General features: G+C 34.7%; 19 protein-coding genes and 1 pseudogene. 16 read left to right on the top strand and 4 right to left on the bottom strand.

The features are described 5' to 3' along the window. The first annotated feature begins 150 nt into the window (after positions 1–150). The 8 genes and pseudogenes from DT250_RS00690 (at position 151) to DT250_RS00650 (ending at position 4583) form a co-directional block, all read left to right on the top strand. Positions 151–1389, top strand: a complete 1239-nt coding sequence (locus DT250_RS00690) for a suppressor of fused domain protein (protein ID WP_149212315.1) — start codon at positions 151–153, stop codon at positions 1387–1389. Positions 1390–1552: 163 nt separating this feature from the next. Next, positions 1553–1750 carry a SecY-interacting protein Syd gene (locus DT250_RS00685; protein WP_000833060.1) on the top strand — a complete coding sequence of 66 codons (198 nt, stop codon included), beginning with the start codon at positions 1553–1555 and terminating at the stop codon, positions 1748–1750. Positions 1751–1774: 24 nt separating this feature from the next. Further along, positions 1775–2329, top strand: a complete 555-nt coding sequence (locus tag DT250_RS00680; protein WP_149212314.1) for an SUKH-4 family immunity protein — start codon at positions 1775–1777, stop codon at positions 2327–2329. A 64-nt stretch (positions 2330–2393) separates the two neighbouring features. Continuing rightward, entirely contained in the window at positions 2394–2657 is a 264-nt protein-coding gene (locus DT250_RS00675; RefSeq protein WP_149212313.1) for a hypothetical protein, read from the top strand. 105 nt (positions 2658–2762) lie between these two features. Next, on the top strand, positions 2763–3308 hold the full coding sequence (locus tag DT250_RS00670) for a hypothetical protein (protein WP_149212312.1): 546 nt from the start codon (positions 2763–2765) through the stop codon (positions 3306–3308). 4 nt (positions 3309–3312) lie between these two features. Next, positions 3313–3461: pseudogene (locus DT250_RS32040) on the top strand (SecY-interacting protein Syd); the annotation flags it as partial. Between the two features lie 28 nt (positions 3462–3489). Further along, positions 3490–3912, top strand: coding sequence for an immunity 22 family protein (locus tag DT250_RS00660; protein ID WP_002203540.1), 423 nt, complete (start codon positions 3490–3492; stop codon positions 3910–3912). A 209-nt stretch (positions 3913–4121) separates the two neighbouring features. Next, positions 4122–4583 (top strand): Imm30 family immunity protein, encoded by a 462-nt coding sequence (locus DT250_RS00650; protein ID WP_149212311.1) that lies wholly within the window; start codon positions 4122–4124, stop codon positions 4581–4583. Between the two features lie 67 nt (positions 4584–4650). Here DT250_RS00650 and DT250_RS00645 read toward each other — a convergent pair whose 3' ends face one another. Next, the gene (locus DT250_RS00645; protein ID WP_149212310.1) at positions 4651–5358 is read right to left on the bottom strand and encodes a DNA alkylation repair protein; all 708 of its coding nucleotides are present in this window, start codon (positions 5356–5358) and stop codon (positions 4651–4653) included. Positions 5359–5648: 290 nt separating this feature from the next. On the opposite strand from DT250_RS00645, the gene DT250_RS00640 reads away from it, so the two are divergent. The 4 genes from DT250_RS00640 (at position 5649) to DT250_RS00625 (ending at position 8045) form a co-directional block, all read left to right on the top strand. Beyond that, positions 5649–5987: a DUF4064 domain-containing protein gene (locus tag DT250_RS00640; protein ID WP_149212309.1), complete on the top strand. Its 339-nt coding sequence runs from the start codon at positions 5649–5651 to the stop codon at positions 5985–5987. A gap of 101 nt (positions 5988–6088) precedes the next feature. Continuing rightward, a complete protein-coding gene (locus DT250_RS00635; RefSeq protein ID WP_088122616.1) occupies positions 6089–6418 on the top strand; it encodes a hypothetical protein in 330 nt (109 codons plus the stop codon). A 56-nt stretch (positions 6419–6474) separates the two neighbouring features. Further along, on the top strand, positions 6475–7431 hold the full coding sequence (locus tag DT250_RS00630; protein ID WP_149212308.1) for a DUF3994 domain-containing protein: 957 nt from the start codon (positions 6475–6477) through the stop codon (positions 7429–7431). A gap of 155 nt (positions 7432–7586) precedes the next feature. Then, positions 7587–8045 (top strand): hypothetical protein, encoded by a 459-nt coding sequence (locus DT250_RS00625; RefSeq protein WP_149212307.1) that lies wholly within the window; start codon positions 7587–7589, stop codon positions 8043–8045. A 144-nt stretch (positions 8046–8189) separates the two neighbouring features. Here the strand turns inward: DT250_RS00625 and DT250_RS00620 are convergent, their stop codons facing one another. Continuing rightward, positions 8190–9440: an MFS transporter gene (locus tag DT250_RS00620; protein WP_149212306.1), complete on the bottom strand. Its 1251-nt coding sequence runs from the start codon at positions 9438–9440 to the stop codon at positions 8190–8192. A gap of 224 nt (positions 9441–9664) precedes the next feature. On the opposite strand from DT250_RS00620, the gene DT250_RS00615 reads away from it, so the two are divergent. Next, positions 9665–10246 (top strand): TetR/AcrR family transcriptional regulator, encoded by a 582-nt coding sequence (locus DT250_RS00615; RefSeq protein WP_088064006.1) that lies wholly within the window; start codon positions 9665–9667, stop codon positions 10244–10246. A gap of 81 nt (positions 10247–10327) precedes the next feature. On the opposite strand, the gene DT250_RS00610 is transcribed toward DT250_RS00615, so the two are convergent. After that, positions 10328–10774, bottom strand: a complete 447-nt coding sequence (locus DT250_RS00610) for a DUF7832 domain-containing protein (protein ID WP_063220963.1) — start codon at positions 10772–10774, stop codon at positions 10328–10330. A 637-nt stretch (positions 10775–11411) separates the two neighbouring features. Between DT250_RS00610 and DT250_RS00605 the strand changes: the two genes are divergently transcribed. The 3 genes from DT250_RS00605 (at position 11412) to DT250_RS00590 (ending at position 16768) form a co-directional block, all read left to right on the top strand. Next, on the top strand, positions 11412–13193 hold the full coding sequence (locus DT250_RS00605) for an S-layer homology domain-containing protein (protein ID WP_149212305.1): 1782 nt from the start codon (positions 11412–11414) through the stop codon (positions 13191–13193). A gap of 331 nt (positions 13194–13524) precedes the next feature. Then, entirely contained in the window at positions 13525–14295 is a 771-nt protein-coding gene (locus tag DT250_RS00595; protein ID WP_149212304.1) for a DnaD domain-containing protein, read from the top strand. An 82-nt stretch (positions 14296–14377) separates the two neighbouring features. Next, the gene (locus DT250_RS00590; protein ID WP_149212303.1) at positions 14378–16768 is read left to right on the top strand and encodes a penicillin acylase family protein; all 2391 of its coding nucleotides are present in this window, start codon (positions 14378–14380) and stop codon (positions 16766–16768) included. Between the two features lie 228 nt (positions 16769–16996). On the opposite strand, the gene DT250_RS00585 is transcribed toward DT250_RS00590, so the two are convergent. Further along, positions 16997–18784 carry a helix-turn-helix transcriptional regulator gene (locus tag DT250_RS00585; protein ID WP_149212302.1) on the bottom strand — a complete coding sequence of 596 codons (1788 nt, stop codon included), beginning with the start codon at positions 18782–18784 and terminating at the stop codon, positions 16997–16999. Positions 18785–18897 lie beyond the last annotated feature (113 nt).

Raw genomic sequence — 18897 nt, 5'->3', positions numbered from 1 at the left:
AAATCGTAAAAAAGAAATAGTAAAGAAGATAGTGAGATAAAAAATACATATAAGCAGTGGGCGATAAAAAGCATTAAAGGATAAAATAGATTAGAAATGGTTGTTGACAGGGAAAATGTGTATTTTATATAGAGTAAAAGGCGGAGTATAATGAAAATATGGAAAATTATTGGAGATTCGCAGTTTGATCAATTAGAGTGTGAGAATGAAGAAGGACAAGAAATTTTTAATAACTATTTTCAAGGTCAATCAGTAATTAATACGTGGAATCCATTGCAAATGAAATTATCAAATAAAGGAGAAGTATCTGATTTATTAAGTGAAATACCACTTGTTTTTACAAAAACAGCCATAGAAGTAGTATTTGATTTAATAAAAGGGAAAGTTGAAGTTCTTCCGCTTGTTCATGAAATATACGAATGCTATGCAATACATGTATTAAACGTATTGGCATGTATTGATTATAAAAATGCAGAACCTGATGATTTTGGTGGATTCGATAAATTTGCTTTTATTGCAGATGAAATTAAAGGAGAACATATTTTTTGTACAATGAACACAAAGCATAAATACGGAGATTTTCCAATTGTATCTGTACAAACATTCGTATCAGATGAATTTAAAGATTGTGTTGTGGAAAGTGAACTAAAGGGGTTTAATTTTCAGTTAGTATGGGAATCCGATGAGAAAAATCATGAACAAAAAATAGAAACTAACCCAGTGATACGTCCAACCTCAATAGAAGATTTTAAATCACATATTCAGCAGCATTATGGACTGATTACGAATCATATAGAAGCAAATACAAAAAGGATTACCGATGTAGAATTATATGATGTTGGACCAAATAAAATAGTTGATTACCATACAGTAGTAACATATCGGAATAGCTATTTCCGTATGCCAGCTCCATCAAGTGTAGATAGTGGTTATTCAGAACTTGTCATGCATCTACCGAAGGATTGGGATGTTTCATTAACCGCTTTGGCGAGTTCGAAATACAGTTGGCCTTTGCGTCTTTTACAAGAATTTGGGGAAACGACAAGGGAATATGGATTAGAGCAATGGCTTATATTTCCGAATCAATTAGATGAAGGTAAGGAAGATTGCAATGCGTCAATTCATCCATATAGTAAAGAGACGGAATTTTCTGGTGTTATGATTGTACCACCAATTCCACAGTGTTCAGGGGCATTCAAAATGGAATTTCGTGAAGATGGTAAAAGAATAGAGGGTGACTGGCCGGTTTATTTTTATACCCTATTACCGTTATATAAAGAAGAAATTCAATGTTATTTCGAAGCAGGATTAGATACGTTATTACAAAAATTACTAAAAAATGGTATTGAAGCAGCATTTGACTTTAATCGAGAGAATACGTGTAAATAAGGCAGGATCGATTGAAGAGATTTATAGTGGAAAAGTAATAAGAATCGCTATATAACTTTACTATTAGTATTAAGGTGGGATATGAAATCCAATTATTTTTCAAATATTAATAATTCAGTAGGAAATGAAATCCTATTAATTTATAGTAGAATTTATTCAAATAATGAAACGGTATGAGGAGAGTGAAGGGGGAGAATTTAGGTATATACAGATAGGATTTATCTCTCCGGAAGATAAGGCTATTATTTTTGACAATGAAACAGGAGAAGTATTAATAGAAAACTTTGAAACAGAAGAAAAGGAGTTTCTTTCTAATTCCCTAGTTGAGTTGATAAGTAATTTAAAAATGGAGCAGAGATAATAATATGATATACAGGAGGATAAAATGATCTCACCACAAGATTTTTTAGTGAATTGGAATGAAGAAATATACGGTTTAATTCATTATAATGAAAAAATCATTCACTCGTTTTCCTTCTCGAAAGAAACGAAAGACTTCTTAATTAAAGCAGGTTTTCCCGAGTCTGCTCCCCCATTTCTTACATTTGAATCTGGAGATAACGGTGGCGGGATAAGGTTGAGCAAGATACAAAATGAATTAGGTACGATGTATGATAAGTTTATATATTTTGGATTTACTGGTAGTGGAAATCCAATCTGTATTGATGAATCTAAATCACAACTCGTATATATAGATTATGACAATGAAAATAAAGTCGTTCTTATAAATAGTACGATAGAGAAGTTTGCAGAATCTTTACTTGTCTATCTGGAATTTATAAAAGAAGTAAAGGCTGCCAATGGAAGATGGGCTTATATTGAAAAAAATATACCTGAAGATTTGGTGGAGTGGATTTCTAGTGCACTTCAAGAAATTGATGCAGTTGCTTTAACGGAAGGATGTTTTTGGACAGAAGAACTAGGGAGTTTTAGTGAATAAGTGTAGATAATAATAGATGGTATTTTTATAGTTGTAAAAAGTTATTCTAAAAGGGGTATGTTGGGTGAATCATAGACGCAAGAAAAAGAAGCCGAAACAAATAAGAAAAGAAGCTGTTCAGATAAAACCGATAGTAGAAGAAGCAAAAACACTAAAGAAGAGTAGCAACAAGTTGGTTGACATTCTCCTTGGTATTCTTCTTTTCCCAATTCTTATATGGGCTGTCTTGGAATGTTCTACAACACAAGTAAGCAAAGGGAAGACTCTCCTTATTATCGTTTTCTTTCTCTTAATTGCAGTAGGGTTATCTATGATAGGAGACAAATAAAGGGGGAGTTCAGATGTTTAAGAAGAAGGAGAAAAAAACATTTACGTTAGACTTGTAAACACACAAGGGGAAATTATTCGAGAGTTTGATTGTACAGAAAAAGACTTGCGAAAAGTAAAAGAAAATGGTGCTGAAATTCGTGTGGTTGGAGATAACTCGTATGAGATGGTAGCAACCGATGAACAACTAGAAAAATTAGCAAGAGTCGAAGCGGAAATCGAAGCAGAAATTAAGGCATGGGAAGACGCTTTAAATGAGAGTTTGGATGAACGCGAAGAAAGAGAAGCAAGACAAAAGAAATTGAAAGAAAAGAATAAATGGAGTACAAAAAAGAAAGTGACCATATTTGGGCTGATATTTTTTGTATTTATTGGATTACCTATTATCGAAGGGTATCAGAATAGTAAATTAGTTGAAGAAGGTACATCATTACATGCAGAAATAGTAGGTAGGCATGTAGAGGAGGAATTCATATTTACACACCCAACATTAGTAGTTGAGGTAGACGGTAAAAAGCATAATGTATGGGTAAGTGAAGAGACATATAACGGAGCAGAGTGGTTAGGTAGACTAAAAGTCATCAAAACAAAAGATGGTAAAGTGGAGAAAGATCCTAGATATGAGGGCGAAGACTTAATCACGGGTTATTAAGGGACTAGATAAGATTCCTATAGGGATAAAAGGAAATGGTTTACTAGTTGTTTTAAATAATGTAAGAGGAAAGAACGAATTCGAGGATTTCGAACGTGGGTGTTTATAGAGGTTTCGAATAGTTTAAATGAGTTGATTTCTTGTTTGAGGCTATAAAAATAGTAAAGTAAAGAATGTTTATATGAATTATAGACCGGCTAGATGGGGTGGGAAAGTGGAATATAGTGGAATGGCTTCAGTTTGGTTTGGAATTTCTAAATCACTCCAAAATCTTGAGGAGTATGTCGATATAGATTACACGTTAGATGGTGATTCAGTTCATTCAAAGTTTGGGACGAGCTTTGAATTCGGTTATTATGATGAAGATAATATTGAAATTTGTTTTTATGAGAATAATAAAAGGTACGTTGAACATATTTTAAGTGATTTTTCTTATAGTGAACGAATTATTCCTAAAATAAAAAAGCTAGTAAATGGAGATAGTTTAGCGAACGATATTAACTTTGCTATTGTTCTTTATGATTTTAAATATAATGAAGCGAAAAGAGAAGATATGTTTGATGGTTTAGAGGTTACATTTATTGGTTCTATGCCGTACAGGTAGTTTGTACTATAAGCATTTCTATGAAGAGATCAAATACAAGGTAATTGAAGTAGGTTATCAGGATATTACTTTTTAATTTCAATACGTTTCAATAAACGCTTGTATATTACTTTAAAAATAAAAAAGCTGATTCACTGATGGAATTTATGATAAAGATCTATCGGGACAGTGAATATTTTGAAGATGAAAAAAAGAAAGGATAATCTCTTTTGGATACTAAAGAACATTTAAATCGATTATATGATAACCGTTTGCTAGAAAATGAAAATGAGATACAAGAGTTTAATGAGTCATGCATACGAGTGATTGAGTGTAACGATGTTTCTATTATTCCAGATTTATGTTTAGTCTTTGATGATGATACTGAACAACCTGAAGTGATGTTTAGTTTGATTCATGGGATAGAGGGCTTATATGAAAATTATATAGAAGAGGGATTGAAATGTATTGCTACAGCTGCTCCGTCGATGATGAGCGGCGCTAAAGACTGGGTAGAGATTATACATTACAGAATACTTAATGATCCCCAAATAAGAACGGTGTATGGAAAAGTACTTTCGCAATTTGATTTATCCATTACAAGTAGCATTAAAGAACTATTATTGGAAATAAAAAATGAAGATCCTGATATGTTTAGTAAATCTATTAATGAAGTCATTGAGCTTATCTAATAGTCGAATAATCTCAATAAAAAAGGGTGTCAATCTTTCTCGAATTGACACCCAGATACGAATCTGTTTAACATCTTACATACTTACGTTTAAAACCAAGTCTTCCTCTATCAAGTTCTTTCTGAATACTCTCTGTAGCATGTAACAAACTGCTTTTTTTATTATCACGTTTGATTTCAACTATACCAACTTCTTTTGCAGTTTCGACTGCTTTTTCATGTAGTGGTACATATGAAATTGCCACGGTGTTTAGGAAATTATTCATAGCGGATTTTGTTCGTTCTGGAGAATGATGAATTGTATCTTTCACCATTTCAAGCATATCGGAAATTTTGCTTTCGGAAAACTCGTTGTCTTTGCGATTCCCTAAAAGCCAGCAGTAGCAACTCCAGCCGGCAGACATTTTAAGTTCGTCCCCACTTGCAATCCATGTATCAGCAACATCTTGTGCAATATTTGACTCCGATAAAGTTACTGCTACAACATAATCAGATAGCATATAAAAATATGCACCATCCATCCAACGATTAAAATCCGATTCACTCATAGCTTTTGGATCGGCAATAATGCCTGCAAAATACATAGCATCGTAGTTGCCTGTGGCATAAAGTTCTTCAGCTAATTCTTGATTTAATTTTATTTTTTTAGCGATTGGTTTCATGGCACCTGTAGCTACGCCAAAAACTGGCTCGTGGGCGCCGTTAGATATGTATATTTTTTTCGTTCGTTCCTTACCTAGAGCCTCAAGTTCTTGCATAACTGTTTTAAAATCCATAGCTGTGCACTTCCTTCCTTCATGTAAGAGCCTTTTTCAGTCTTTCATATTTCTTATGTTAATACTAATTGTATTCAAGAGGTATGTCTACTTTCTAAAGGCATCGAAACCAGTTAGTAATTGTGAAGACTTTAATTTTGTAACTACTACAAGCTATATATAATGGTAAGAAGATCACTGTAAGGTAAGGAAGAATGAAAAGTATGTATAGTTTTTCCAATAAATATTTGGTATGATGGTGAATGGGAAAAATATACAAGTTGTTAGTGGCTCATAAAAGGAGGATAGTATTGAAAAGAACGCTTGAATTCGTACTAGGTTTAATTGGTGGCATTATAGGAATTATTATTTCCATACTATTAATAGTTGTAGCGTTTAATATTATGGAAGGTTTTGATTATGGACTTTTAGCTTATTACTCTATTATTTTAACGGCTCAAATAGGGTTGCTTATTTTATCATGTTTAGTAAATAAGGTTAATAATAAAGTTTATGGAGTTTGTATGATTGTGATTCCTATAGTTATGTTATTTATGTCATTATTCTTTTTGCTTATTCCAACAATATTACAAATTATGTCTGGTTCATTTGCATTTAGAACACTAAAGTTAGAATCGAATGTAGGATAAATATAATTATCCACGTCTGAATATTCGGTTTTTTTGATGTTTTCGTTCGCAGTTCAAATTAACATAAGGTACAAAGTTGTACGCTTTAGGAGGAGAAATAGATGATTATTTGGTCTGGTTGGGGTTTTTTAGTCGCAATTATTGTAATTATTAATACTCTTTTGGGTAAGGTTATTTTTGGATCTATAACGGGGGACGCTACATATTTTCAAGACCATAGTTGGCCAATGGCAGTAATGCTTATTATATCAGGGGTTATGTCTTGGTATTTAGGAAAATATATTAATAAGTCAAACGGGAAAGTTTATATAGATGCTGAAACTGGTGAAAAAGTTATGTTTAACAAAAAGCACTCACTATTTTTTATAAAAATGGAATATTGGGGACCGATTTTAGGAGTTATTGCGATTGTAACTTTAATTACAAGATAAAAAAAGAGGATGGGTATAGTAAGAGTAATCTATTCAAGTAGAAGGAGAAATCAGTCATGAATGCAAAGAAACTACTAGGGGTAGCAGTTCCGGTCATGTTGTTATTTGGTTGTGGAGTGTCTGAGAAAACGAACACTTCTAAACAGGAGAAAACGGAAGAGTCTAAAGTAAAAGAATCGAAGTCTAATAGTAAGAAAGAAAAGGTTTCAAAGGAAGACTATCCTAATAAAGTGTATAAATTAGGGGTAGAGTTTGATAAGTTGTTTGCGGAGCATAACAATATTACAAGAGAGGTTTTTGACGGTAAGAAAAAGAAATCAGATATAGTAGATAGTGTGAAAGAATTAAATAAAATGTTAGATAAATTTGAGTCGATAGATCCCCCTGCAGAGTATGTAAATCAACAAAAGGATTTTGAAAAAGCCATTGGTTATTTTAGAGAGTCTTTTTCTTTAATAAATGAAGTATTCACCCGAAAAGAAAAAAGAGAAAAAGGCGATAAAACTGATAAAGAGTTAATCGAGAAATCCGAAAAGTTAGTGAAAGAAGGAGATATTTACTGGCTTAAGGCATTCAAAGATCTTGAAGGGGATATTAAAATCGGTGACGGTACAGTATCTGTGAAAGATTTGAAAGAGTTAGATAAGAAAGCTGGAATTAATACGGATAACGTTATGAAGAATGTGAAAGATGGTACGGAATTAATCGGTAATTGGGGATTCAAAGGAATAGACGGTTTCATTATGTCACTCATTCTAAAAGGTGATAAGACATTTGAAACGTATGGTAAAGGTGAGTATCCAAATAAAAAGAATTATATTGAAGGAACTTGGGAATATGATAAGGAAGCTTTTACAATCTATTTACATCTCAATAAACGTTTAGTAGACGGTGTAGAAGATACAATTCAAAAAAAGAAAATAGCATATAAAGTTCAAGATTATGATGGGGAAAACTTACGATTATTTAATGAGACTTCATTCAATACAATTAAGTATGTGAAGCAAAGGTAAAGTTATGTAGGACCAGGTTTAAATGGCCTGGTCCTTAATTAAATTGTGGGAATGCAGCGAATATTTTATCGTTGGTTTTGCCTATTTTATATCATGTTATGTTTTAATAAATTGATAAACGGAACTTAAATGTAAGTATGGGGAGTTGCTTATAAATGATACAGAAATTTACTAGAGTAGTACTAACTACGGTGATGCCAATTAGTCTTATCATGGGTTGTGGGAACGCTGAAAAAACTAAAGCGCAAGAGACGAAAGCGGTACAATCTGAGAAGAAGGACTATATGGATTATTCATATGGTAGCAAAGGTATATTAGTAAGCAGCAAAGCGAAAGAGCGTCAACAATACGAGGTTGGGTTTATAGATGACAACAAGTTAATAGGAATTGATGAAAATATTGAGGACTGTATGATTTTAGATAATAAAGATGAAGCAAGTCTCATTTGGAAACAAATAGAGCGTGGATCCATTATTGAAGTGCAATATGATAAGGATCGCAATGATATTGTAGGCGTACAATTAGTAGGAGATCGTGAGTCATACGAAATTAGTGATAAGTTTGATCGAAATACGATAAATGAGATTGTCGAAAACGTTAAAGGGAATTTGTAATTGATGTATTTCGATAGTATAGGATCTCTTATCATGAAATTATGAATCAACGGCATTTTTTATATGAAAATGCCGTTGATTTGTATTGAAAAATAAGTGCTATTCTATAGTCTTGTAGAAAAACACGTATTAAACATAAATGAATTATTCTTCGTTCAGCTGTGATGATCGCCGTAAGGTTATTATCCAAAATAAAAGAGCGCAAGCACTAACAGATACACCTAATATACATACTCCATCCCAACCATATTTTGCATACGTATTTGTTGAAAGAATTGCACCTGTTGCACTACCGATAGAGTAAAAAATCATGTAACTGGCAGTGAGGCGACTTCTCGCTTCAGGACGCACTGTGAAAAGCATACTTTGATTGGTGACATGTACAGCTTGCACCGCTAAATCTAAAAGGATAATTCCGAAAATTAGTAATAATAGAGAATGGTAAATAGATTTAATTAGGAGCCATGAAAGTACTAATAATGATAAGGCTATACCAGTTGTTCTTTGTCCGAATCCTTTATCAGCTAATTGTCCAGCTTTAGTAGCAGCTAATGCACCTGCAACTCCAGCAAGGCCGAATGCGCCAATAGCTGTATGAGATAGATTATGTGGTGTAGCACTTAGAGGTAATACTAAAGAAGTCCATAAAATACTGAATGAAGTAAAAATGAGAAATGCTAGTATTCCGCGAACGCGTAAAAGTCGTTCTTCTACAAATAATAAGAGAACAGAGTGTATTAATTTTCGGTAAGACATAGTTGTCACTTTTTTAAGTTCAAGAGTTGGTAAGTTCCGGTGTAACAAAACAGTTACGAAGAGTAAAAGAATAGCGGAGGTGAGATAAACGGATCGCCATCCAGCTAAATCTGTTAATGTGCCTGCAAATGTACGAGCAAGGAGAATACCTATTACAACGCCACTTGTAACGAAACCTACTATGCGTCCACGTTCTGCTGGATTAGCTAAAATTGATGTATATGCGACGAGTGTTTGCGTAACCGTTGCAAGAATACCTACTAAGGCCATACCTATAAAAAGTACGGTGCTTGAGGAAGCGCACCCGATTATAATTAAAGCGAAAACAGATAAAAGCATTTGGAGAATTATTATTTTCTTTTGGTTTAATAAATCACCAAGTGGAACTAATAAAAGTAAACCGAGTGCATAACAAACTTGAGTAATAGTAATTACAATACCGATAGTTGAATGACTCATCTTAAATTCATTTGACAATGAATCAAGTAGTGGATGAGCGAAGTATATATTTGCTACAGCCATCCCACAAGCGATTGCGAATAATAGAGTCATATAGCGAGACATAGTTGCGTGAACAGGTGAATGTATCTGAGTGTGAGTATGTTTTAGAATGGGCATCATTTTTTCTTTACTATTCATAAAAACAGCTCCTTTTTGTATTATTAAAAATAACGTACCGAACGGTATATTATTTTGTAAGTAAAATATAATCTTGAAGAAACATATATGTCAAGTTTATTTTGAGTTAATTATATTTTTTTGACATGTCGTTTATAATCTAATACGATATATAACATACTGATTGGTACGTAAATAGCGTTGTGTAATCTTAATAAATAGATATAGAAAGGATATGGTTTTAAATGGCACGACTACGTGAATTTGATGAAGAAAAAGCTTTGGATGCTGCTATGCAACTTTTTTGGGAGAAGGGATACGCAGCTACTTCATTAAGCGATTTAACTGCAAAAATGGAAATACAAAAGCCGAGTTTATATTCAGCCTTTGGTGATAAAGAGGGTTTATTTGAAGCGGCATTAAGGAGATACACAAATTTACATGCGGCTAATATACGAACAAAACTTCAAAACGAACAATCTGTAAAAGGAGCAATTCGGACGTTTTTTGAAAATATGGTGGAAGAGGAATATAAAAAAGAGTTCAGTAAAGGTTGTTTTTGTATTAACACAATGGTTGAACTTGCTCCTCATAATGAAAAATTTGAAGTACTGACTAGAGAACATCAAATGTATCTTGCAGTTATTTTTCAAGAATTAATTACGAAGGGAATACGGTCAGGTGAACTGCAAAGTGATTTGAACGCTAAAGCATTAGCGCAAACATTAGTCACGTCCTTAATTGGATTAACAGTGTTAATGAAATCACGTCCAGAACGTTCCGTTATAGAAAATTCGATATCGATAATAGTATCGTTAGTAAAATGATCTTTGGGTGAGGTGTTAATCAGCAAATTAGATATTAAGAAAGTCGATTCCTTATTAAAATAAGAAATCGACTTATTATAATTATTTATTTTGTAAGTTGTCTTTCCAAAAATTATAGCTATTATCAATAACGTTTTTTAATTTGAAATAGTTTTCCCAAGTATCTTGCACATGGTAGAGAGTTTCGCCTTCGTCTATAAAAACATCACTGTAATCATTTATATATTTCCAGTCCTCGTCATGGTTAAAGTAGTACTTTGCGAATTGGTTGCCCTCATCATTTAACATGTCGTCTGCTAAAACGCCATCCCAGTTCATATAAATTTCTGTGCCAGTCATTTGTTTAAGTTTAAACTGATTAATTTCGTCTTGAGACTCTTCTTCAAATTCTTCACTAAATAAATTATGTTCAAGTATCCATCCTAAAAACATACCAGTATGTACAAAAGCTTGATCAATTGGTAAGTCCTCAGGGAAATCACCTTGATAATGGTACTTCGCTTTATCATAAACGATCGTATTTAACAATTAGGTCATCCCCTTTAATGTATAATCTAATAAACTTGTATGGTTTGTTTTAATATTTCAACTATGTTTTCAAGCCATTCTACCGGTGTGATTTCTAGCCCTTCAAAATATATCCCATCTGCTGAATTTCGTATGTACTCTCGTTTTTCTTCATCATTTTTTGGTCTTCTTCATTTCAGCTATCAATATGAGAAATCTTTTCCAAATAAAATTCCCTTCAATATAAAAGGTTACATCTATATTATCGCAAAAATGTAAAAATGTTAATATTTTCAAGGGGAAAAAGCACAAAGAAACAGGATTTATTCGATAGGTATGAAAAATCATAAAGATCCTTCTTGTTGAAGAAAATCAGTAAAAGGTATCCTCATCTATTTTTGAGAAGTAGTAGTGTGTATGAGGGGAAGTGTTTTTGACGGCAATTGCAATTGGTTATAAAATAATGTCTGTTAAGGAATTTTATAGAAACTATCATTCACCTGCTGGGGATAAAATGAAAGCATGTAAAAGGATGAATATACATAGATGATGAAAAAAGTTTTGTTACAAGTACATAGTAGATTCATAGTCTTTCACTAATGAGAATATAAAGGGAGGTTGAGATACTACACGAACAGTGTAGGTATCGATTACAGCAATGAATACAATCATGAAAAAAAGAGTAATTGCACTATCAACAAGTTTAGTAATGTTAGGGAGTGCACCTTTAGCAATATCAGCAGAAGAGAGCAAAAACCTTCAAACTGATCAACTTCGTATCGCGCAAGGGGAACGTGGAATGAGCGGATTAAGTTATTCTAATTTCAATCTAGAAACTCCAGATCACATGCAAATTAACGAAGCGGAAGTATCAGAGAATGAGAAAATTCTTCTAGAAGAATATAAACATAAATATGATGAAACAGAAGAGTTACATAAAATGAAAGAAGCGAAAACAGGTCAAGTAGCGGAAGATGAAGCTATTTCAAACATTGAAAAGGCTTTTGAACATGTAGACGGTCGAAATGATGGTTCTACTCGCGAAATGAAGCCGGTTGAAAAGCCAAGAGCCATCCAATATAGTGCATCGATGACTACAAAAAAATATGGAACACTTGCAGGTGTCCCGTTTGTAGAGTGGATTGTTCCAGCAGGAAATCCTGATATTCGCCCGGCTAATCCGATGAAAGCACGTTATATTACAATTCATGAGACTGCAAATACAGCCCGTGGTGCGAATGCTGAAAATCATGCGAAATATTTGTATAAGCAAGCAACGGAAGGTACGTTCCGAACAGCTTCGTGGCATTTTACTGTGGACGATAAACAAATCTATCAGCACTTACCAACAAATGAAAATGGTTGGCATGCAGGAGATGGTGATGGTTCAGGAAACAGAGAGTCTATCGGTATTGAAATTTCAGTTAACCAAGATGGAGATTATAATAAAGCGTTAGAGAATGCGAAGCGACTTGCAGGATACTTAATGAATAAAGAAGGAATTAGCACGGATCACATTTATAGGCATCAACAATGGAGCGGAAAAAACTGTCCTGATATTTTAATTTCTCGTGGAAATTGGAATGGCTTCGTACAAGGAATTCAATGGTATGCAAATGTTAATGCGCAAATTGACTCGCCTTTACAAGAAAGAAACGAGCTATTTGATTCAAATGAATTTAATCCAGCTGAACCTAGCATGGAGCTAGTCGTTAATGGTGACGGTATAAATGTACGTAGCGGTGCGGACCTTGAGCATCATATTGTTCGTAAAGCTTCAAAAGGTGACCGTTACAAAGTGTTAGCAGTTAAAAACGGTTGGTACAAAGTAGGAAATGGAGAGTGGATTTTCTATAATCCGAGTTGGATTAAGATTAATTACAATGTACCAAAAGAAGAAGTACAAAAGCCAAAAGATGATATTACAGGTGGCTGGTTTGAGGGACATATTCGTAAACTACACAGTCTAGGTATTATGCACGGAGAAGGAAATGGTGTATTTGCGCCTTATCGTAATGTAACGAGAGCTGAGTTTGCTGCATTAATTTCAAATGCTCTTCAATTACCAGAAGGAAATAAGTCATTTGTAGACATTAACAAAGCGCATCCGTCACTTCATAATGGTATTAAGCGGAGTGCAAGTGCAGGAATTATTAGCGGTCGTGGTGGAGGTATTTTTGACCCGAATGCACCAATCACTCGTGAAGAAGCATCGGTTATGATTGACAAAGCATTACAGTATAAAGGTGTTACAGGTAATTTAGTCACATTACCATTTACAGATCAACATTTGATCGCATACAAACAGCCTGTTCAGCGATTATACAGCTTACAGGTAGTTACTGGTGTTGGAGATAACAAGTTTAATCCTAAAGGTACAACAACTCGTGGTGAGGCAGCTGCCTTTTTAGTGAAGATGTTAGACTCTATGCAAAAATAAAAATGGTATGTAAAAGTTTGTACTGATGCAAGAAAAAGTAATAAGGATGTTAAAGGAGCTATCCAAAATGAAAATTTGGAACAGCTCCTTTTTATTTTAGCCCCTATGAATTCCCTTCCAAGCCCCTCATAAGCACCTACCAAGTAATAAATCACTAAGAAAAAACAAAACAAAAACAACTACAAGAACAAAAAAGCGCGAAAAAATAAAACTGGCGTTGTAGTAGTTAAAAAAATTTGGAATTCAAATGCAAAAACAAAGCCCTCATTCCTATATGTATATTGAAGGGTTGAATTCTGCCTTTTTATGAATAAAAGGAGGAGGGAAATATATGGCGGTGTACCGTAATGTGCAGGTGAACTTTTGGCAAGATGAATTCATATTAGATTTAACGCCAGAGGAGCGTTATTTTTACATATACTTGTTAACTGGTACGAAAACGAAGCAATGTGGAATTTACGTATTACCGAAGCGTGTGGCAGAACTGGAAACAGGCTACAGTATGGAGACTGTTGAGAAGCTGTTAAATAGATTTGTTGCATATGGGAAAATTTTATACGATGCGGAAACGAAAGAGTTATACATACTAAATTGGCTACACTATAACCCTATTTTAAATACAAATGTAGAGAAGTGTGTGTTACGTGAGTTAAAGACTGTAAAAAATAAAGAGTTCATACATATGTTTTTACGTAAATGTCTTGAAGAAGAATGGAAGATTCCATTGTTATTACAGCATTTTTGTATGCCAAAAGGAGAGGATAATAGTAGTTTACAAGAAGTTGTTGAGGAGAAGGAAGAAGAGATAGAAGAGATAGAAGAGACAGAAGAGGATACATCGCATAGTGAAGTTTATAAGTTTTACAAACAAAATATAAGTAGTCTATCTCCATATATCGTGAAGGAATTAAAAGAGTGGATACAAAAAGCTTCAGGAGAGACAGTACTAAAGGCACTTAAAGTTGCGTTTGAACAGAATAAGCGAACGCTCGCTTATGTGAAGGGGATTTTGAGGAATTGGTGTAAGAAAGGGCGAGTAGATTTCATTGAAAGAAAGGAAGGCGTACATAAGAGAGCGGTATGTAGTTTGTATGATCCATAGTATGAGAAAGTATGGATTTTTCAACTTTTCTAAAAGGCGTTTCCTTAAATAGAAGCGAATAGTTTGAGAAAGGAGGGGTTATATGGAAGTTGTCATAAAGAAGAAACGAACTAGAGGTAAGAGGATTTTTATTTGGTCTAGTAGTGTCGTTCTTTTGTTAGTTATTTGTACAGTGATTTTTTTGAACATATATACGCTTAGTTCTGTGCCAAAGATAGATGGGACGATAAAGCTAGAGGATTTACAACATGCTGTTCAGGTAAAGAGGGATAGTAAAGGGGTACCGCATATTAAAGCGGAAAATGCACATGATTTATATTTTTCGCAAGGGTATGTACAAGCGCAAGATCGTTTGTTTCAAATGGATTTAAGTAGAAGGCAAGCTTCTGGGATGTTGAGTGAAGTTGTAGGGGAAGCAGCTGTTGATCGAGATAAATTGTTTCGAACACTCGGTTTACGACGAGCAGCCGAAGCGTCTGTTAGTCAATATGATGGGGAATCGAAATATGCCCTGCAGTCATTTGCTGATGGGGTGAACGCTTTTATACGCGAGGCGAAAGAGGAAAAGAAATTGCCAGTTGAGTTTACTATATTAGGATATGAGCCTGCTGAATGGTCCATTGTTGATACGTTAACGATTGGAAAGTATATGGCGTTTGACTTAGGCGGACATTGGCACGGACAGGCGTTTCGATATTGGGCACTGAAAAATTTACCGAAAGAGCAAGCAAATGAGCTATTTCCTACATATCCGAAAGATGCGCCTAGATTGCTAGCTGAACTGGAAAATACAAATGTGGACGTAGCACAAAGTTTTGCAAAAACGATTATTCCGCCAGAGTTTAACGGTAGCAATAACTGGGTCATAAGCGGTGAGAAGAGTGTGTCTGGTAAGCCGATTTTAGCAGATGATCCTCATTTATCTCTTGCGACGCCTTCTATTTGGTATCAATCGCAACTTGAAATGAAAGATTTACATGTGAGTGGCGTTATTTTCGCAGGAGTACCAGGTGTTATATTAGGTCACAATGACAAAATAGCATGGGGCGTTACGAATACTGGCCCTGATGTACAAGATTTATATATTGAGAAGCGAAATCCTAATAATGAAAATGAATTTTTGTATAACGATAAGTGGGAGAAAGCTACAGTTGTTGATGAATCTATTAAAGTAAAAGGCGGGAAAACAATTCCGTATAACGTTACTGTTACGAGGCATGGCCCAGTCATTTCAGAGTTTGCGGATAAGGGGAAAGAGAAAACGAAAACAGTATTCGCTTTGAAATGGACTGCTTTGGAGCCTTCCGCTGAGTTAAAGGCTGTATTAAATATGAATAAGGCGAAAGATTGGAATGAGTTTGAAACGGCACTTCAAGATTTTCATACACCAACTCAAAACTTTGTATTTGCATCAAATGACGGCACAATTGCTTATAAAGCGAACGGAAATATACCAGTGCGTAAAAAAGGTGATGGTAGTTTACCAGTGCCAGGATGGACAGATGAATATGAATGGGAAGGGTATATCCCATATGATCAACTTCCAAAAGTAATAAATCCAAAACAAGGGTTTATTTCAACTGCGAATAATAAAATTGTGGTTGATAATTATCCGTACCATATTAGTAATACGTGGGCACAGCCATATAGGCAAATGCGTATTCAAGAATTTTTACAAGAGAAAGAAAAGTATACGGTGAAAGATTTAGAAGAGTTACAGATGGATCAAAAAAATTTATACGGGAAAGAATTTGCCCCTATATTTTTAAAAGAGTTAAATAAAGCATCTTTAAATGAAGTAGAGAAAGAAGGCGTAAAACAATTAACAAAGTGGAATTTTTATGATAGTAAAGATGAAGCGGCACCATTACTATTCCATTTATTAATGAAAGAGATTTCGAATACGTTATTTTCAAAAGAAATACCGAAAGATGTGATGGGGTTATTTGAAGGAAAGTCACAAGTTGTTGATGAATTGATTCGAAAAGAAGTAGCAGGAGAAAACGGCGCTTGGTTTACGAAGTACGGAGGATTCACAAAAGTTGTGCATACATCGTATGAGAATGTAATGAAGAAATTGCAGAAGGAATATGGACCCGATGTTGCGGAGTGGAAGTGGGGCGATTACCATCAACTGGCGTTCACACATCCAATTTCAAAATCATCTAGTATGTTAGCACTACTTGCATTTAATCGTGAAGCACCAGTTCCAATTGGCGGAAGCCAAGTTACCGTTCAAGCAGCGAGTTACGGAGAAAATGGTATTGTAAATCACGGAGCTTCTTGGCGATTCGTTATTGATACGAAAGATATGTCAAACGGTTATCATATTGTAGGGCCAGGACAATCGGGACATTTTAGAAGCAATTGGTACCATGATCAAATCGATGATTGGGTAAACGGAACGTATCATACGACTACATTGAATACGGAGGGGATAGAGGGGAAAGTGTTAAATTTAGAGCCGAAGTGATAATATTCCCACTGATGAAAACTGTTAAATTAGAACATAACCAAGTTCTTAAGTAATTTTAATAGCCTACTATCAGTTAATTTGATAGTAGGCTTTTGTATTTTAGAGGATAAGATTCAATGATTTTATTATGACAAAACAGTAAGTGTTTTAACATTTACTTATACGATAACGAGCCTTATTTACTCTGTTACAGTTACTCATTTTTATATACCGCAAAACATTTTGTTATTCAATAATTCCAATTTCTAGAGCCTTTTGAACGGCTTCTTCTTTGTTACGGACTCCTAGCTTTGTATAAGCTGTGGAAGCATAATTTCTGACCGTACCACTCGATAAATATAATCTTGATGCTATGGTAGTGTATCGAAGGCCTTTTGCTACTAGCTGCAATATTTCTATCTCCCTAGCTGTTAGCTCATAAGCGGTTGCTTTTGATTGTGGTGTCTCTTTTTGCACATCAAACTTCTCAAATATTTTGTGAGACATTCCCTGATCAATTAGTGTCCCACCTTTGTGAATAAGTCGGATCGTATTAGCTAGCTCCAACGTTTCAATAGATTTAAGTAAAAAACCATCCGCACCGTTGCGAAGTGATTCCAATGCCTGTTCGGTATCTTGAAACGTTGTAAAAATCAATACGCGGATATGTGGCCATTGTTGCTTAATCTTTTTGGTTGCTTCGATTCCATCCATGTGCTGCATATCTAAATCCATAAGTATAACATGGGGTTGAAGGCGCCCACACAAATCGATGGCTTGATTGCCATCCTCAGCCAAGCCGACTACATTTAAATCTTCATATCTATCGAGTAGTGTCCTCAAACTTTCCCGAACAAATGGCTGATCGTCTACAATTAACAAACGAATAAGTCCATCTTTTATTTCAGTTTGTCGCGGTATGGTGCATGTAACAAGCATTCCTTCCTCTGGCTTTGTATATACAGACAATTGACCTTGCAAGTTCATTGCCCGTTCTTTCATCGCATTCATACCGAAGCCTTCCTGCCATTCTACATTTCCTTTTCCATTATCTTGAACTTCTAATCTCGTATATTGTTGTTCAAACTGCAATGAAACTATAATTTCAGTTCCCTGTCCATGACGTACTGCATTCGTAAGGGACTCTTGTAAGTAACGAATGAAGGCTATCTTCGCTTGCCGAGACAATTCATATTCCTCTCCGAATATCCTAAAACTTACATTTACCTGAGCGTGCTCCTGAAATTCGGCTCCAAGATTTTGTAGAGATTGAATTAAGGAAGGCGATTGACACGGAGAATCCATTTGATGTAGGTAACCTCTCACGTCCTCGATGCTTTTCCGTCCCATTTCAAGCAGAGAATCTAGCCTCTGTATCCCCATTTCAGTAGCAAGTTCGGTACGCAATGTTTCCATCCCCATAATAATAGAAGTATAAGCGTGACCAACTGTATCATGAAGCTCACTCGACAGTCTGTTCCGTTCTTCTGCCAGTGTAATGCGTTCAATTTGAGACATATATTGCTCAAGTACCGCGTTTTGTTTACGAATTGCTTCATTTTGCTTATGATTGACGATTAATAAATGGAAAGCAAAGCCCATTACATAAGCAAGTCCATAGTTGGTAACCATAATCCAATAGCTATTACTTGGCGCAACCGCATAGAAAATTCCAGTTGTTATAAAAACTGTTGTTGGAGCTGTCCAATAATAGGACAAATGCTGACTATTCGCAGCAATCAGAAAAACCGATATAAGAAATGTAACGTTAGCTCCCGGAAATAAAGAAGTTAAATATATACACAGTCCACCATATAGCAGTATTTCTGTGAACAAATAATATTTATAATTGAATAGTAAGGCTACCCATGGAACAGAGAAGGCAATAATTTCCCAAAGAATAATAATCCAAATTGGCAATGTTAAACTATCCTGAAAATCGAATGTGGTTATGGCGATAGAGACACTAACAAGTATACGGACTCCTAACATAATCCAATCGTACCAAAACCAATACTTAACCATATCTAACAAGTCATTTACCCCCTAAGTAGCCTACCTTTTTACTTCCTATATTATAAATTAATCCTTCATACATTGTTATACTTTTTAATTTTACACTGCAATTCTCTTACAGAAGGCAAACT

Source organism: Bacillus sp. AR2-1 (assembly GCF_008368755.1).
Lineage (GTDB): Bacteria > Bacillota > Bacilli > Bacillales > Bacillaceae_G > Bacillus_A > Bacillus_A wiedmannii.
Note: the sequence above shows the minus strand (reverse complement) of the source record. Positions and strands in the feature narration are given on the sequence as shown.

Coding starts and splice junctions, on each gene's coding strand:
- DT250_RS00690 (WP_149212315.1), top strand. CDS start 151: ATGAAAATATGGAAAATTATTGGAGATTCGCAGTTTGATCAATTAGAG.
- DT250_RS00685 (WP_000833060.1), top strand. CDS start 1,553: ATGAAACGGTATGAGGAGAGTGAAGGGGGAGAATTTAGGTATATACAG.
- DT250_RS00680 (WP_149212314.1), top strand. CDS start 1,775: ATGATCTCACCACAAGATTTTTTAGTGAATTGGAATGAAGAAATATAC.
- DT250_RS00660 (WP_002203540.1), top strand. CDS start 3,490: ATGAATTATAGACCGGCTAGATGGGGTGGGAAAGTGGAATATAGTGGA.
- DT250_RS00645 (WP_149212310.1), bottom strand. CDS start 5,358: ATGGATTTTAAAACAGTTATGCAAGAACTTGAGGCTCTAGGTAAGGAA.
- DT250_RS00635 (WP_088122616.1), top strand. CDS start 6,089: ATGATTATTTGGTCTGGTTGGGGTTTTTTAGTCGCAATTATTGTAATT.
- DT250_RS00630 (WP_149212308.1), top strand. CDS start 6,475: ATGAATGCAAAGAAACTACTAGGGGTAGCAGTTCCGGTCATGTTGTTA.
- DT250_RS00625 (WP_149212307.1), top strand. CDS start 7,587: ATGATACAGAAATTTACTAGAGTAGTACTAACTACGGTGATGCCAATT.
- DT250_RS00620 (WP_149212306.1), bottom strand. CDS start 9,440: ATGAATAGTAAAGAAAAAATGATGCCCATTCTAAAACATACTCACACT.
- DT250_RS00615 (WP_088064006.1), top strand. CDS start 9,665: ATGGCACGACTACGTGAATTTGATGAAGAAAAAGCTTTGGATGCTGCT.
- DT250_RS00605 (WP_149212305.1), top strand. CDS start 11,412: ATGAATACAATCATGAAAAAAAGAGTAATTGCACTATCAACAAGTTTA.
- DT250_RS00595 (WP_149212304.1), top strand. CDS start 13,525: ATGGCGGTGTACCGTAATGTGCAGGTGAACTTTTGGCAAGATGAATTC.
- DT250_RS00590 (WP_149212303.1), top strand. CDS start 14,378: ATGGAAGTTGTCATAAAGAAGAAACGAACTAGAGGTAAGAGGATTTTT.